This is a genomic window from Nocardia coffeae, assembly GCF_019890715.1.
Classification (GTDB): Bacteria; Actinomycetota; Actinomycetes; order Mycobacteriales; family Mycobacteriaceae; genus Nocardia; species Nocardia jiangxiensis.
Genome location: NZ_JAINZY010000002.1, coordinates 678,201 through 691,275 on the forward strand (window position 1 = coordinate 678,201; position 13,075 = coordinate 691,275).

Here is a 13,075-nt window from a genome sequence, read left to right on the forward strand (position 1 = left end):
GTGTCTACTTTTGCGGACTGTTCGCGGGTGTGTGACCGCTCATAACGTGACAGGAGTTGTTGCCTCCATCACACAAAGGAGTGGTCCGATGAGCCGCCTGAAGTTCGGCATTTTCCTGGCGCCGATCCACCAACCCGGCCAGAATCCGACGCTGCTGCTGCAACGGGATCTCGAGCTGGTCGAGTACCTGGAGGCGCTCGGTTACGACGAGGCGTGGTTCGGTGAGCACCATTCCGCGGGCTCGGAAATCTATGCGTCGCCGGAGATCATGATCGCCGCGGCCGGTGAGCGGACCAGCCGCATCGAACTCGGGACCGGAGTCACCTCGGTCTCGTATCACAACCCGCTGTGGGCGGCCGAGCGGATGGTGATGCTGGATCACCTGACCCGCGGCCGGGCGCTGTTCGGCCTGGGTCCCGGTTCGCTGCCCACCGATGCGGCGATGCTGGGACTGTCCCAGGTCGACACCCGAGAGTTGTTGGCGGAGAACGCCGATATCATCATGCGGCTGCTGCGCGGGGAGACCGTGTCGGCCAAGACCCGCACGCACACCCTGATCGATGCGAAGATCCAGATGGCCCCGTACTCGGATCCGCTGTTCGATGTGGTCGTCGCCGCCATCGCATCGCCGACCGGCGCTCGCCTCGCCGGTAAGCACGGGATCGGCCTGCTGTCCATTGCGGCCACCCTCACGGCCGACGGATTCAGTGCGCTGCAACATCACTGGGGAATGCTCGAGGAGTTCGCCGCGCAGGCCGGTCGTTCGGACGAGGTGGACCGCTCCACGTGGCGGCTGGTCGGTCCGTTCCACATCGCGGAGACCAAGGAGCAGGCCTACCGGGACGTCGAGCACGGCATCGAGCACTGGTTCGACTACCTGCAGCACGTCGCGGCCTTCCCTCAGATGGATGTGCGCGGCGACAACAAGCGCGAGATGATCGACTTCATCAACACCTCGGGTATCGGGGTGATCGGCACCGCGGAAGAGGCGCGCGCTCAGGTGCAGCGCCTGGTCGATCAGTCCGGCGGCTTCGGCACCCTGCTGGTGCAGGGGCACGACTGGGCGAATCCGCAGGCCACCAAGCGTTCCTTCGAACTGTTCGCGCAGGACGTGATGCCGTGGTTCCAGGGCCAGGCCGAGCCGATGATCGACGCGGCCGCGCGGGCGAAGGCGGTTCGCGAAGGCCAGGCCGACGAACACCGCAAGGCGGTCGAGCATATGACCAAGAAGTACGAGGCCGAGCTGGGCAGGGTGTGATCACCGATGGCTGAAATCAAGGTCGAGAAAAGCTTTTCCGCCGCGCCGGAGGTGGTGTGGGCTCGTGCCGGTGACCCGGCCACCATCAGCGACTGGATTCCGGCGATCAACTCCTCGCGCGTCGAGGGCGATATCCGCCACGTCGTGTTCACCGACGGCAATCCGGCCCGCGAACGCATCGTCGAGCACCACGACGACGAGCGCAATTACACCTACCAGTACATCGACGGTCCGCTGGCGCTGGAGTACTACCAGTCGACCCTGATGGTCGTCGCCACCGCCGACGGCGGATCGGCGATTCACTGGCAGGCCGAATTCACCGCCGCCTCCGCAGCGGTCGAGGCCGAACTGGCCGCCGCCATCGAGGGGATCTACGCCCAGGCCCTCGATGAGCTGGCCGCGCAGTTGGCCGCTCGCTGATCGAAAACCGTTGTCCGAGAGCAGGTGCCACGCACGCCGTGGCACCGCCTCGGACAACGGAACAGCACCGGAAAGAACAGGAGCCGACGTGCCGCACAACAGCGCCTCGCCCGAAATCCAGTCCATCTCCGCCGCCGATCCGGACGCCGTGAGTGCCTCGTTCCGTGAGGTGCTGGCGCACTTCTGCTCCGGCGTCGTCATCGTGACGTCCTCGGACGCCGCGGCGGCTCCGGTCGGGATGACCGTGGGGTCGTTCACCTCCATATCCCTCGACCCGCCGCTGGTCGGCTTCTACGCGGGCCGCTCCTCGACGACGTTGCCGCATATCGCCGCCGACGGGCGATTCTGCGCCAACGTGCTGGCCGAGGATCAACACGACCTCGCCCGAGCGTTCGCCGCGAGCCGGACCGAGAAATTCGCGGGCGTCGGCTGGACTCCGGGTCCGGGCGGTGCGCCCCGTCTGACCGGAGCGCACGCCTGGATCGATTGCACGATCACGATGCGCCGGCCGATCGGCGACCACGATCTGCTGGTCGGTCAGGTCGAGGCGCTCGCGGTCGCCGGTGACAGCGATCCGCTGGTATTCCATCGTTCGATCTTCCGCCGTCTGGGGGACCACTCGTGAACACCGTGGCGGACAACGCTGTCGCACAGTGCATCCGGCAGTTGCAGGCGGGTCGGCCGGTCGTCGTCATCGATGACCGGACTCGCGAGAACGAAGCCGATCTGGTGCTGGCCGCGGAATACGCGACCGTCGACAACGTCGCGTTCTTCCTCGAGCACACCTCCGGATTCCTCTGCGTGGCGATGACCGATTCCCGGCTCCGCGAGCTCGAATTACCGCTGATGGTGCCCGATCCGACCGATCCGCTGCGGACCGCCTTCACGGTGAGCGTCGATGCCGCGGAGGGCGTCACCACCGGGATCAGCGCCGCCGACCGGGCGCGCACCACACGTCTGCTCGCCTCGCCCGGCGCCGAACCCGGCGCGTTCACCCGCCCCGGGCACATGATGCCGCTGCGGGCTCGCCCCGGCGGCGTGCTCGAGCGCCGAGGCCACACCGAGGCGGCCGTGGACCTGTGTCGCGCGGCGGGCCTGAATCCGGCCGGACTGATCTGCGAACTCGTCGCTCCGGACCGTCGGGCGATGATGTCCCGGGACGCGGCGTACGAGTTCGCCGAACGGCATCAGCTCGCCGTGCTGACCATCGACGATCTCGTGACCCATCGTCGGGAAGCGTCGGTCGTGCGGCGTTCACAGGCCGAATTACCCACGGACAATGGGGTATTCGATCTGATCGTGTACGAGTCGGTGGAAACCGGCGTCGAACACGTCGCGTTGGTCCGTGGGGATCTCGCCACCGCGTCCCAGCCGCTGGTTCGGGTCCACAGCGAGTGCCTGACCGGCGACACCTTCGGCTCGCGGCGTTGTGATTGCGGGGAGCAATTGCGCGTCGCGCTGCGCGAGGTGGCCGAATCGGGCTGCGGCGTAGTAGTTTACCTCGGCGGCCACGAGGGCCGGGGGATCGGGCTGGCGGCGAAGGTGGCCGCCTACCGATTGCAGGACACCCTGGGCCTGGACACCGTCGATGCGAACCTGCGGTTGGGGCTGCCGACGGACAGTCGCGACTATCGCTGTGCCGCAGCCATTCTGGGCGATCTCGGGGTCGGCAGCGTCCGGCTGCTCACGAACAATCCGGACAAGGTGGCCGGGCTCACCGCAGCCGGGATACAGATCGCCGAGGTGGTAGGTCTGCATGCCGAGCCCACGCCCGAGAACAGCGCCTATTTGGCGGCCAAGCGTGACCGGATGGGGCATCGCATCATCAGCACCACGGCCGCCCCAGCAGAGATGGTGACACGATGACACACGAACACACGACCGACGCGGAAGCTGTGGCGGGATTCGGCGAACTCGTCGAGCGAGTTACCGTGTTGCACAACATCATTCACTGGTCGGCGTCCTATCGCGATCTGACGGCCCTGCTCGGCGAGCCGTCGTTCACCGACGGCAGCGCATGGGCCGCCTTCGCGCCGCTCAGCCTCGGGGACGAGGCGGAGCTCGCCGAGTGGTGCCTGCTCGCCCGTGTCACCGACCTGGAGCAGATACGCATTCGCGCGAACGAGTTGGGTTGGGCTGCTTCAGCTTCCACGATGGGCGGCCACGAGGCCCGAGTCACGCTGACCGCGCCCTCGGGCCTGATCGTCATCGCCTACACGCCGGTGCGTCGATGATCGCTGCTCGGCCGCCCGCGCCGCAACACCGCGGTCGCGAGTTCGGCGCGATTGCGGTGGCCGGTGACCTCGAAGATGCGGCTGATGTACTTCTTGATGGACAGCTCGGACAGGCACAGCGCAGTGGCGATCTCGTGATTGCTCAGCCCGTCGCTGACCAGTTCGGCGACCTCCACCTGTCGCGGCGACAAGCCCGCGAGCGGATCGGCTGCGGAGGCGGTGGCTCCCGCGCTGATCGTGACGGTGCGGGCGCGCAACTGCCGGGCCAGCAGCCGGATCGCGAGCCGATCGCCGTCCTCCCACGGGCGGATCAGATCGAACATGCCGATCAGCGCCTCCCCGTCCGCGAGCCGCAGATGCATGGCCGACGCGGTGTGCATGTCGTTGGGCCTGAGGTAGTCGACCACGTACGAGCGTTGCGGCCGAGGCAGGCGGGCGAGTTCGTCGAGCGTGACGAAGCCGTCGGCGGTCAGGCGGCGGCGCGCCTGCGGAAGCGCGAAAATGTCCTTGTCGCTCCACTGTTCGCGGTAGGCGGGCAGCAGATCCGCGGTGGCTCCCGCGAGCAGCGGCTCGGGATCGGCGAAGATCTCCGGGTAGGTCCGGCCGTGGAAGAACGTCACGTCGCGAATCCCGAAGTGCGTCGCGAGCGATTCGGTGAGAGTTTCCTTGAATCTGTCGCCGCCGGTTTCCGAGTCCGCGCAGGACTCCAGCACCGAAAGTACGCCGAGCAACTGTTTTCGAGACAGCAGTTGCTGCCAGTTCTGCACAGACACGCCTCACCACCTCATCTCGTACCACGCCGCGTCCACTATTCCGGCCTCGAAAGGCATCTCGTGACGACAACCCGCTCCGCCGATATCGATCTCGCGCGCACCCAGTCGTTCGGGGAAATCCCCCGACGGTCGGCGGCGCGTGACCCGGAGAAGATTGCCATCGTACACCGGGATGTGCGCCTGACATTCCGCGAATTCGACGAGATGATCGATCGAACGGCGTCCGCGTTGTATGCCCGCGGGCTCCGCAAAGGGGACACCCTGGCGATCCTGTCGCACAATTGCTGGCAATACCCGGTGCTGGCCTTCGCGACCGCGCGGATCGGGGTGGTATTCGTTCCGGTCAATTTCATGCTGACCGCGCACGAGGTCGCCTATATTCTCGACGATTGCCGCGCGGCCGCATTCGTCGTGGAAGACGAACTCGTCGATACCGCGGACAAGGCCCTGGCGCTCGCGGACACCAGTGTGCGGGTTCGTGCCTCGATTCCGTTGTCCCAGAGGGAATGTGACGGCTGGCCCTCGACCGCCGAATGGACGGCCGCCGATCACCCGGCCCCGCCGACCATCGTCCTCGCCGACGACGACCTGATCCGCATCATGTACACCTCGGGTACCGAATCGCGTCCGAAGGGTGCGATGCATTCGAGTAGAACGTTGATGTGGCAGTACATGAGCTGCATCGTCACCGGCGGAATGTCGGCCGACGACATCGAAATTCATTCGCTGCCGCTGTACCACTGCGCACAGCTGGACAACTTCCTGAGCACGGACATTCTGCTCGGCGCGACGAGCGTCATCTTGGACCGGCCCGATCCGGGGGCGATCGTGCGCGCGGTGCGCACCGTGCGGGCCACCAAACTCTTCTGCCCGCCGACGGTGTGGATTTCGTTGCTGGGGCACCCGGATTTCTCCGCCGAGACGATGAGCAGTCTGCGCAAAGGCTATTACGGTGCCTCGGCACTGCCGACGGAGGTATTGAGCCGGATAGCGAAGCACATGCCGGATCTGCGTCTGTGGAATTTCTACGGCCAGACCGAAATGGCTTCGCTGGCAACCGCACTCGCGCCCGAGGATCAGACCTCCCGGCCGGGCTCGGCGGGACGTGCGGCATTGAACGTGCAGACCCGGATCGTCGACGAAACGGGTGCGCCCGTCCCGGTGGGCGAGGTCGGGGAGATCGTGCACCGCAGTCCGCAGGCCACGATCGGCTACCTCAACCAGCCGGACAAAACCGCGGAAGCGTTCCGCGGCGGCTGGTTTCACTCCGGTGACCTGGGCTATCTGGACAGTGACGGCTACCTGTGGGTGGTCGACCGCAGTAAGGACATGATCAAGACCGGCGGCGAGAACGTGGCCGGTCGCGAAGTCGAGGAAGTGCTGTTCGAAATCGACGGCGTCGCGGAAGCGGCGGTCGTCGGCGTCCCGCATCCGCGATGGATCGAGGCGGTGGTCGCGGTCGTCGTGCCGGTCCCGGGCGCATCCGTCGACGCCGAGGCGGTGCTGTCGCATTGCCGTAATCGCCTGGCGGGCTACAAGGTCCCCAAATACGTCCTGATGATCGAGGAACTGCCGAAGAATCCCAGCGGCAAGATCCTGAAACGCGATCTGCGCGAACGATACCGGGATATCGCCACAGCCGATTGATGTCGGATGGGAAAGCCGCGGAAGCCGGTCGTCACCGCTTCCGCGCGGAATCGAAGCGGATGCTTCGCCGAGGAGAAGAAGTCGAATATGAAAGCAGCACGTTTCCACGGCCGGTGCGATCTTCGCATCGATGAGATCGAGGAACCCGCCCCCGCAGCGGGCGAGGTGAAGATCCGAAACGCCTACGTGGGGATCTGCGGTTCGGATCTGCACGTGTACTTCGATCCCGAGCACTGCGGCCTGGATTTCTCGAAACCGCATCCGGTGACCGGGTCGATGCCTCCGCAGATCCTGGGGCACGAATTCTCCGGCACCGTGGTCGAACTGGGTGACGGGGTGGACGATATCGCGGTCGGCGACCGCGTCGCGGTCTGGCCGGTCTACTACTGCGGCGACTGCGCGGCGTGCCGCGCGGGAATGGTGAACATCTGCCGATCCTTCGGATTTCACGGGCTCACCAGCCACGGCGGCGGGCTGGCGGAATACACGACGGTCGCGCGGTCGATGGTGCACCGCCTGCCCGAGACCGTCGATCTGAAACTCGGCGCGCTCGTCGAGCCGATGGCGGTCGCGTGGCACGCCGTCGAGCACAGCGGTGTGCAGCAGGGACAGGCGGCCGTGATCGCCGGGGCGGGCGCGATCGGCCTCGGACTGTGGTTCGCGCTGCGTGCTCGGGGAATTACGAATATCGTTGTGTCCGATCCGAATACGGGTCGGCGACAGGTCGCCGAACAGCTGGGCGTCCCGCATGTGATCGACCCGACCGCGACCGACCTCGTCGCGGTGTGCGCCGAGCTGACCGCGGGGGCCGGTGCCGATGTCGCGTTCGACGCGGCCGGAACCGGGAGTGCGCTCACCCAGGCCCTGGATGCGCTCGGGCCCGGCGGCCGTCTGGTCGTGGTCGCGGTGCACGGGAAGGATCTCGACTTCGACACGACGCGGCTGGTGTTCTCCGAACGGTCGATCACCGGCTCGCTGGCCTACCTGCCCGCCGATTTCGATGCGGTGATCGCGGCCATGGCGGCGGGCTCCTACGACCCGGCGGGCTGGGTCGAGGAAGCCGCCATGGACGATGTGGTGGCTACGTTCCATCGGTTGCACGAGGGTGCGGGCACGAAGGTGCTGATCCGGGTCTGATCCGCCTCAGAGCAGCGGATCGCGCCGGAGTTCGCTCTTCGCGATCGCCTGGATGTGCACCTCGTCCGGGCCGTCGAACAGGCGCATCGCGCGATGCCAGGCATACATGGCGGCGAGCGGAGTCGTATCGGTGACTCCGGCGCCGCCGTGTACCTGGATGGCCCGGTCGATGACGCGCAGCGCGGTGCGCGGAACCGCGACCTTCGCCATGGCGACCAGATCCTTGGCCGCCTTGTTGCCGCTGGTGTCGATGACATGGGCCGTGTGATGGCACAGCAGCCTCGCCTGGTCGATCTCGATGCGCGATTCGGCGATCTGCTCACGCACGACACCCTGCTCCGCCAGCGACTTACCAAAGGCGACACGCTCTTTCGCACGTGCCACGAGCAACGAGAGCGCGCGTTCCGCCGCGCCGAGGGCGCGCATGCAGTGGTGGATGCGGCCCGGCCCGAGCCGGGCCTGTGCGGCGGCGAAACCGCCACCCTCCTCGCCGATGACGTTCTCGACCGGGACGCGCACATCGGTGAACAGGACTTCCGCGTGGCCGTGCTGGTCGTGGTGGCCCATCACGGGGTAGTCGCGAATCACCTGCACGCCCTTGGTGTTTCGCGGTATCAGCACCATCGTCTGCTGCCGGTGGACCGGTGCGGTGGGGTCGGTCTTGCCCATCAGGATGAAGAAGGCGCAGCGTGGGTCCATCGCGCCACTGGTCCACCATTTGCGTCCGTTGATCACGTAGTCGTCGCCGTCGCGTTCGATCCGAGTCGCGATATTCGTCGCGTCGCTGCTGGCGACATCGGGCTCGGTCATGGCGAACGCGGATCGGATATCGCCCGCGAGCAGCGGCTCGAGCCAATCCTGCTTCTGCTGTTCACTACCCAGCAGGTGCAGCAGTTCCATATTGCCGGTGTCGGGGGCCTGTCCGTTGATCGCTTCCGGCGCGATCTCCAGGCTCCACCCGGACAGTTCGGCGATCGGTGCGTACTCGAGCTGGGTCAGGCCGGAAGCCGCGGGCAGGAACAGGTTCCACAGACCCTCGGTCTTGGCGTACTGCTTCAACTCTTCGACGATCGGCGGCACGACGTGGTCGTCCGGTCCGGCCGCGCGACGCCACGTCAGGTAGTCGGCTTCGGCCGGCAACACGCGCTCACGCATGAATCGAGCCATGCGCTCGTGCAGTTCCGACGCCCGCGGCGAGGGCGCGGGGAGTTCGTATCCGGTCATGAACACCTCCTGAACAAGACCGATCAAATGATCGGTACTGAACTATAGGGTGGCTCAGGGCAGGGCGTCAACGAGGAACGCGGACGATATCGCGGGCGAACTCGATGTACTGCCGGGCGACCGCGTCGGGAGTGAGCTCGCCCGCGGGCGACCACCACTGCGGCAGTGCGGTGCACAGGGTCACCACCGCGCGGGCGGCCTCGCGCGGCAGTGGGGTGAGCATCGCGCCCCGGCGGCAACCTTCGACGACCTCGTCCTCGACCATCTGCTGCACGTCCCGCCGGGCCGTCGCGATTCGGGTGCGATGCGGCTCGTCCAGGCTGCGCATCTCGCTGGCGCCGATGAAGCCGAGTTCGCGTCGATGGGTGTGGAACAGGGCGAGGCATTCGACCAGTCGCTCGAGCCGCTCGACCGGACCGTCGCCCTCGGCGCGCGCCGCGCGGCATCGTTCGCGCAGATCGTCCATCGTCAGGTCCAGGAGTGCGACGAGCAGATGCTGTTTGGTCGGCCAGTGGTGATACACCCCGGCGACCGAAAGCTCTGCCCGGTTGGCGATTTCGCGGATCGTCGCGCCGTGGTAGCCGAGTTCGACGAAGGCGTTCAGCGCGCCGGTGATGGGGGCGGGAAGCTGTAGTGGCGGGAAATCCCGCCACCGGCGATCGCTCTCGTCCGGCAGCGGCGCTCCGCGCAGGTCGGCGGGATCGGTGTCGAACAGGCGCGCCGCGCCGGTGAGCCGGTCCTCCGAGATTCGCGCGAGTCCGTTCTCGATCGCACTCCAGGTGCCGACGCTCACGCCGATCTCCGGGGCGACGTCGCGAATGGTGAGCCCCTTCGCCTGCCGGGCCGCGCGCAACCGCCGCCCGAGCAGTTCGCGCTCGTCGTCGGCATTTCGTTCCTGCAGCTCTCGTGCGGTCAATCCAGGCTCCTTTCGCGGCAGGACGAGCCTAGTCGCCGTTGACATCGCCGGAGGTGTCGGCTAGCTTTCGATCCTGTTCAATTCTACCGGACGATCGCTCGGTTTCAGGATGGTGTTCATGTCGGCTCCGGCTATTCCCGGAATCTCTGTACCTCAGCTCGAAGAGTTCATTCGCGCCGAGATTCCCGATCTGCTCAACGGCCCGTTGCGGGTCGATCTGCTCTCCGGCGGTCGGTCGAATCTGACCTATCGGCTGACGGACGGCACGACCGAGTGGGTGCTGCGCCGCCCACCGCTGGGGCACGTGCTTGCTACCGCGCACGACATGGATCGGGAATATCGGATGCTGCGGGCGCTGCATCCCACCGATGTCCCCGTGCCCGCACCGTTGGTGATCGCGGGTCCGGAGATCATCGGCGCGCCGTTCTACATCATGGAATTCGCACGCGGGGCGGTGCTGCGCGAGCGTGAGCAGTTGGACCGGATCAGTGCGAAGTCGAACGATCTGGCCGCCGGGCTCGTCGACACGCTCGCCCGCCTGCATCGGCTCGATCCCGAAGCGGTGGGTCTGGGCGATCTCGGACGTCCGCAGGGATATCTCGAGCGGCAGCTGCGTCGTTGGGACGCTCAGGTGGTCGCGTCGCACAGCCGGGACCTGCCGGATCTGGTGGATCTGGGGGAGCGGCTGGCCGCTGCGCTACCGTTCGGCCGCGCGGCCGCGCTGGTGCACGGCGATTATCGTCTCGACAACGTGGTGGTCGATCCGCAGAACGCCCGTGTGGTGGGGGTGCTCGACTGGGAAATGGCCACCCTCGGCGACCCGCTGACCGATCTGGCCTCGATGGTGATCTGGTGGGACGGATTCCGCGGATTGGACAGCCCGGTCGCCGCGGTGCCCGGCGACGTGCCCGGATTCCCCAGCGCCGACACGCTGGTCGCGCAGTACGCGGAGCTGACCGGCTGCGATCTGTCCGAATTCGGGTGGTACCTGGGATTCGCCTACTACAAGATCGCCGCGATCTTCGAAGGCATTCACTACCGCACACAGCAGGGCTTGACCGTCGGGGACGGGTTCGAACGGCTCGGTGCGATGGTGCCCGCGTTGATCGAACGCGGTCACACGGCATTCGCCGAATACGTCGGCCCGCGCCCGGCGCACTGACAACAGCCCGGCCTCACCGACGACCTGCACCGGGCGTCGGCGGGTTCGGTCGATGAGAGGTAATGCCTTGAAAGACAACAGTTTCCATGGCCGCACGCTGGTCATGTCCGGCGGTAGCCGCGGTATCGGATACGCGATCGCCGCGGAGTTCGCGGCGCGCGGCGGCAACGTCGTACTGCTGGCCAAAACCGATGTGCCCGACCCGCGGCTGCCCGGGACCCTTCGTTCCGCAGTGGCCGAGATCGAATCGGCGGGCGGCAATGCGGTCGGTGTGGTCGGCGATGTCCGCAAGGACGCCGACGTCGAGCGCGTCGTGCAGACGGCTGTCGAACGATTCGGCGGCATCGACATCTGCGTCAACAACGCGAGTGTGCTCACCCTGTCCGGCACCGAGGATCTGCCGATGAAGCGCTTCGACCTCATGCAACAGGTGAACGTGCGCGGCACTTTCGCCTTGACCCGCGAATGCCTTCCGCACCTGCGCAAGTCGCCCCAGGGCCAGATCCTGACGTTGTCGCCGCCGCTGAACATGTCGCAGGAGTGGTTGGGCAAGCACCCCGGGTACATGTTGGCCAAATACGGAATGACGTTGCTGGCCATGGGATTCGGCGCGGAGTACGCCGACACCTCGGTGGTCGGCACCTGCTTGTGGCCGGAAACCACCATTGCCACTGCCGCCGTGGTGAACCTGCTGGGCGGGGCCGAAGCTGCTGCCCACGCGCGCAATCCGAAAATCATGGCGGATGCGGCGATGCGGATCTTCGGCGACCCCTCCGGATACGCCAACCGATGCGTGCTGGATGTGGACGTGCTGGCCGAAGCCGGAATCACCGACCTCGACGAGTACGGGGGACAGGCTCCCCTCGAATACGACATCTTCGTGGATCCCCGCTGACAGCAACGGAATTCGCATGATCCGCATCGTTCGATCGATGCGTCGGAACCAGATTCAGGAGACCAATGAATATCGACGGAACAGTCGCGGTGGTGACCGGTGGCGCGTCCGGGCTCGGCAATGCCACGGCTCGCGCACTGCACGCTCGGGGAGCCAAGGTGGTGCTGATCGATCTACCGATGGCCGATCGGGAAGCGGCGACCGCCGGACTCGGCGCCGATGCGGTCTTCGCGGCCGCTGATGTCACATCTGCTACCGAAGTGGCGGCGGCGATCGATCGCGCCGCAGATCTCGGGGACCTGCGCATCGTCGTGAACTGCGCCGGTGTCGCCACACCCGGAAAGGTGCTCGGCAGGAGCGGACCGCTGCCCCTGGACGATTTCGAGCGCGTGGTGCGCATCAATCTCGTCGGCACCTTCAACGTCATTCGGCTGGCGGCCGAGCGGATGGCGACCACCGCACCGGTCGACGGGGAACGCGGCGTCATCATCGACACCGCCTCGGTCGCCGCCTTCGACGGTCAGGTCGGTCAGCCCGCGTATGCCGCGTCCAAAGGCGGTGTTGCGGCGATGACGTTGCCGATCGCCCGGGAGTTGGCGCGTCATCTGATCCGCGTGGTGACGATCGCTCCCGGCATCTTCGAGACGCCGATGATGGCGGGGCTGCCCGCGGAGGCGCAGAAGTCTCTCGGCCGGCAGGTTCCGCATCCGTCCCGCCTGGGCAGGGCCGATGAATACGCTGCTCTGGCGACTCACATCGTGGAAAATGCCATGTTGAACGGGGAGACGATTCGTCTCGACGGCGCGATTCGTATGGCGCCGAAATAAGATTTGTTCGCTCGGTCGTTGAGCGCGGATACTGAATTCCGCAGCAGCGCAAGCATTGTCGTGATCGACAGTGATTCTGCGGATCGGGAGTGCGGTCCGAACCGGTGCCGGGGCGGCGTTCGACGTGATACTCGAACGCCGCGATGGTGTGCGGTGACGTTGTCTGCGGATCACCCGCGTTCGGCGGCGACCGATTCGAGCGCGGACTGGTGCGGGCGCAGTCGGAACAGGATGACAACGGCACCGCACACCAGTAACAGCACCGCGCAGAAGAACATTGCGGTGCGCACGCCCGTGAGGAATTCGCCGGACACGCTGGAGACCGCCGCGTTGCTCATCGACGAGCTCATCAGCCCGACCCCCGCCCCGAACAGGGCCGTGCGCCACTCTATCTGCGCGAGAGACGACGACCCCTCCGGCATCCAGAACAGGGCGAGGCAGCCGAAGCCGGAAACGATCGACCCGGCGCTGAGCACGGGTTGGATGCCGAAGCGTCCGGCCAGTCGTCCGCGAACGGGGCGAGACCGGCCATGAAGACGGTCATCGGCAGGAACAGCAACCCGGACACCAGCGCCGGGCGGT

The 13,075-nt window shown here is 66.6% G+C and carries 14 protein-coding genes; 10 read left to right on the forward strand and 4 right to left on the reverse strand.

Annotation, left to right across the window (positions count from 1 at the left end; all coding sequences use genetic code 11):
• Positions 1 to 88 precede the first annotated feature (88 nt).
• From K7711_RS12260 to K7711_RS12280, 5 genes are all read left to right on the forward strand, one after another.
• On the forward strand, positions 89 to 1,258 hold the full coding sequence (locus K7711_RS12260) for an LLM class flavin-dependent oxidoreductase (RefSeq protein WP_222968681.1): 1,170 nt from the start codon (positions 89 to 91) through the stop codon (positions 1,256 to 1,258).
• Between the two features lie 6 nt (positions 1,259 to 1,264).
• Positions 1,265 to 1,678 carry an SRPBCC family protein gene (locus K7711_RS12265; RefSeq protein ID WP_222968683.1) on the forward strand — a complete coding sequence of 138 codons (414 nt, stop codon included), beginning with the start codon at positions 1,265 to 1,267 and terminating at the stop codon, positions 1,676 to 1,678.
• Between the two features lie 88 nt (positions 1,679 to 1,766).
• The gene (locus K7711_RS12270) at positions 1,767 to 2,303 is read left to right on the forward strand and encodes a flavin reductase family protein (RefSeq protein WP_308014658.1); all 537 of its coding nucleotides are present in this window, start codon (positions 1,767 to 1,769) and stop codon (positions 2,301 to 2,303) included.
• Complete coding sequence (gene ribA / locus K7711_RS12275; RefSeq protein WP_308014660.1) at positions 2,300 to 3,544, forward strand: GTP cyclohydrolase II; 1,245 nt, start codon at positions 2,300 to 2,302, stop codon at positions 3,542 to 3,544. Before K7711_RS12270 ends, ribA begins: the two co-directional genes overlap by 4 nt.
• Positions 3,541 to 3,912, forward strand: coding sequence for a hypothetical protein (locus K7711_RS12280; RefSeq protein WP_222968687.1), 372 nt, complete (start codon positions 3,541 to 3,543; stop codon positions 3,910 to 3,912). Before ribA ends, K7711_RS12280 begins: the two co-directional genes overlap by 4 nt.
• Here the strand turns inward: K7711_RS12280 and K7711_RS12285 are convergent.
• Positions 3,891 to 4,685 carry a helix-turn-helix transcriptional regulator gene (locus tag K7711_RS12285; protein ID WP_308014661.1) on the reverse strand — a complete coding sequence of 265 codons (795 nt, stop codon included), beginning with the start codon at positions 4,683 to 4,685 and terminating at the stop codon, positions 3,891 to 3,893. The genes K7711_RS12280 and K7711_RS12285 overlap by 22 nt on opposite strands.
• Before the next feature lie 60 nt (positions 4,686 to 4,745).
• Here K7711_RS12285 and K7711_RS12290 point away from each other — a divergent pair, with 60 nt between their 5' ends.
• Both K7711_RS12290 and K7711_RS12295 read left to right on the forward strand, forming a co-directional pair.
• Positions 4,746 to 6,332 (forward strand): fatty acyl-CoA synthetase, encoded by a 1,587-nt coding sequence (locus tag K7711_RS12290; RefSeq protein WP_222968689.1) that lies wholly within the window; start codon positions 4,746 to 4,748, stop codon positions 6,330 to 6,332.
• Positions 6,333 to 6,419: 87 nt separating this feature from the next.
• Complete coding sequence (locus K7711_RS12295) at positions 6,420 to 7,469, forward strand: 2,3-butanediol dehydrogenase (RefSeq protein ID WP_222968691.1); 1,050 nt, start codon at positions 6,420 to 6,422, stop codon at positions 7,467 to 7,469.
• Between the two features lie 6 nt (positions 7,470 to 7,475).
• On the opposite strand, the gene K7711_RS12300 is transcribed toward K7711_RS12295, so the two are convergent.
• Positions 7,476 to 8,693: an acyl-CoA dehydrogenase family protein gene (locus K7711_RS12300; RefSeq protein WP_222968693.1), complete on the reverse strand. Its 1,218-nt coding sequence runs from the start codon at positions 8,691 to 8,693 to the stop codon at positions 7,476 to 7,478.
• A gap of 67 nt (positions 8,694 to 8,760) precedes the next feature.
• Positions 8,761 to 9,609: a TetR-type transcription factor C-terminal domain-containing protein gene (locus tag K7711_RS12305; RefSeq protein ID WP_235747020.1), complete on the reverse strand. Its 849-nt coding sequence runs from the start codon at positions 9,607 to 9,609 to the stop codon at positions 8,761 to 8,763.
• A 118-nt stretch (positions 9,610 to 9,727) separates the two neighbouring features.
• Between K7711_RS12305 and K7711_RS12310 the strand changes: the two genes are divergently transcribed.
• From K7711_RS12310 to K7711_RS12320, 3 genes are all read left to right on the forward strand, one after another.
• Positions 9,728 to 10,771 carry a phosphotransferase family protein gene (locus tag K7711_RS12310; RefSeq protein ID WP_222968698.1) on the forward strand — a complete coding sequence of 348 codons (1,044 nt, stop codon included), beginning with the start codon at positions 9,728 to 9,730 and terminating at the stop codon, positions 10,769 to 10,771.
• Between the two features lie 67 nt (positions 10,772 to 10,838).
• Entirely contained in the window at positions 10,839 to 11,666 is an 828-nt protein-coding gene (locus K7711_RS12315) for an SDR family oxidoreductase (protein WP_222968700.1), read from the forward strand.
• 65 nt (positions 11,667 to 11,731) lie between these two features.
• Entirely contained in the window at positions 11,732 to 12,493 is a 762-nt protein-coding gene (locus tag K7711_RS12320) for an SDR family NAD(P)-dependent oxidoreductase (RefSeq protein ID WP_222968703.1), read from the forward strand.
• A 170-nt stretch (positions 12,494 to 12,663) separates the two neighbouring features.
• Here K7711_RS12320 and K7711_RS12325 read toward each other — a convergent pair whose 3' ends face one another.
• On the reverse strand, positions 12,664 to 12,969 hold the full coding sequence (locus K7711_RS12325) for a hypothetical protein (RefSeq protein ID WP_222968706.1): 306 nt from the start codon (positions 12,967 to 12,969) through the stop codon (positions 12,664 to 12,666).
• Positions 12,970 to 13,075 lie beyond the last annotated feature (106 nt).

Excerpts from the sequence above, each read along its gene's own strand:
- K7711_RS12310 (WP_222968698.1), top strand. The coding sequence starts at position 9,728 with ATGTCGGCTCCGGCTATTCCCGGAATCTCTGTACCTCAGCTCGAAGAG.
- K7711_RS12265 (WP_222968683.1), top strand. The coding sequence starts at position 1,265 with ATGGCTGAAATCAAGGTCGAGAAAAGCTTTTCCGCCGCGCCGGAGGTG.
- K7711_RS12300 (WP_222968693.1), bottom strand. The coding sequence starts at position 8,693 with ATGACCGGATACGAACTCCCCGCGCCCTCGCCGCGGGCGTCGGAACTG.
- K7711_RS12260 (WP_222968681.1), top strand. The coding sequence starts at position 89 with ATGAGCCGCCTGAAGTTCGGCATTTTCCTGGCGCCGATCCACCAACCC.
- K7711_RS12320 (WP_222968703.1), top strand. The coding sequence starts at position 11,732 with ATGAATATCGACGGAACAGTCGCGGTGGTGACCGGTGGCGCGTCCGGG.
- K7711_RS12295 (WP_222968691.1), top strand. The coding sequence starts at position 6,420 with ATGAAAGCAGCACGTTTCCACGGCCGGTGCGATCTTCGCATCGATGAG.
- K7711_RS12280 (WP_222968687.1), top strand. The coding sequence starts at position 3,541 with ATGACACACGAACACACGACCGACGCGGAAGCTGTGGCGGGATTCGGC.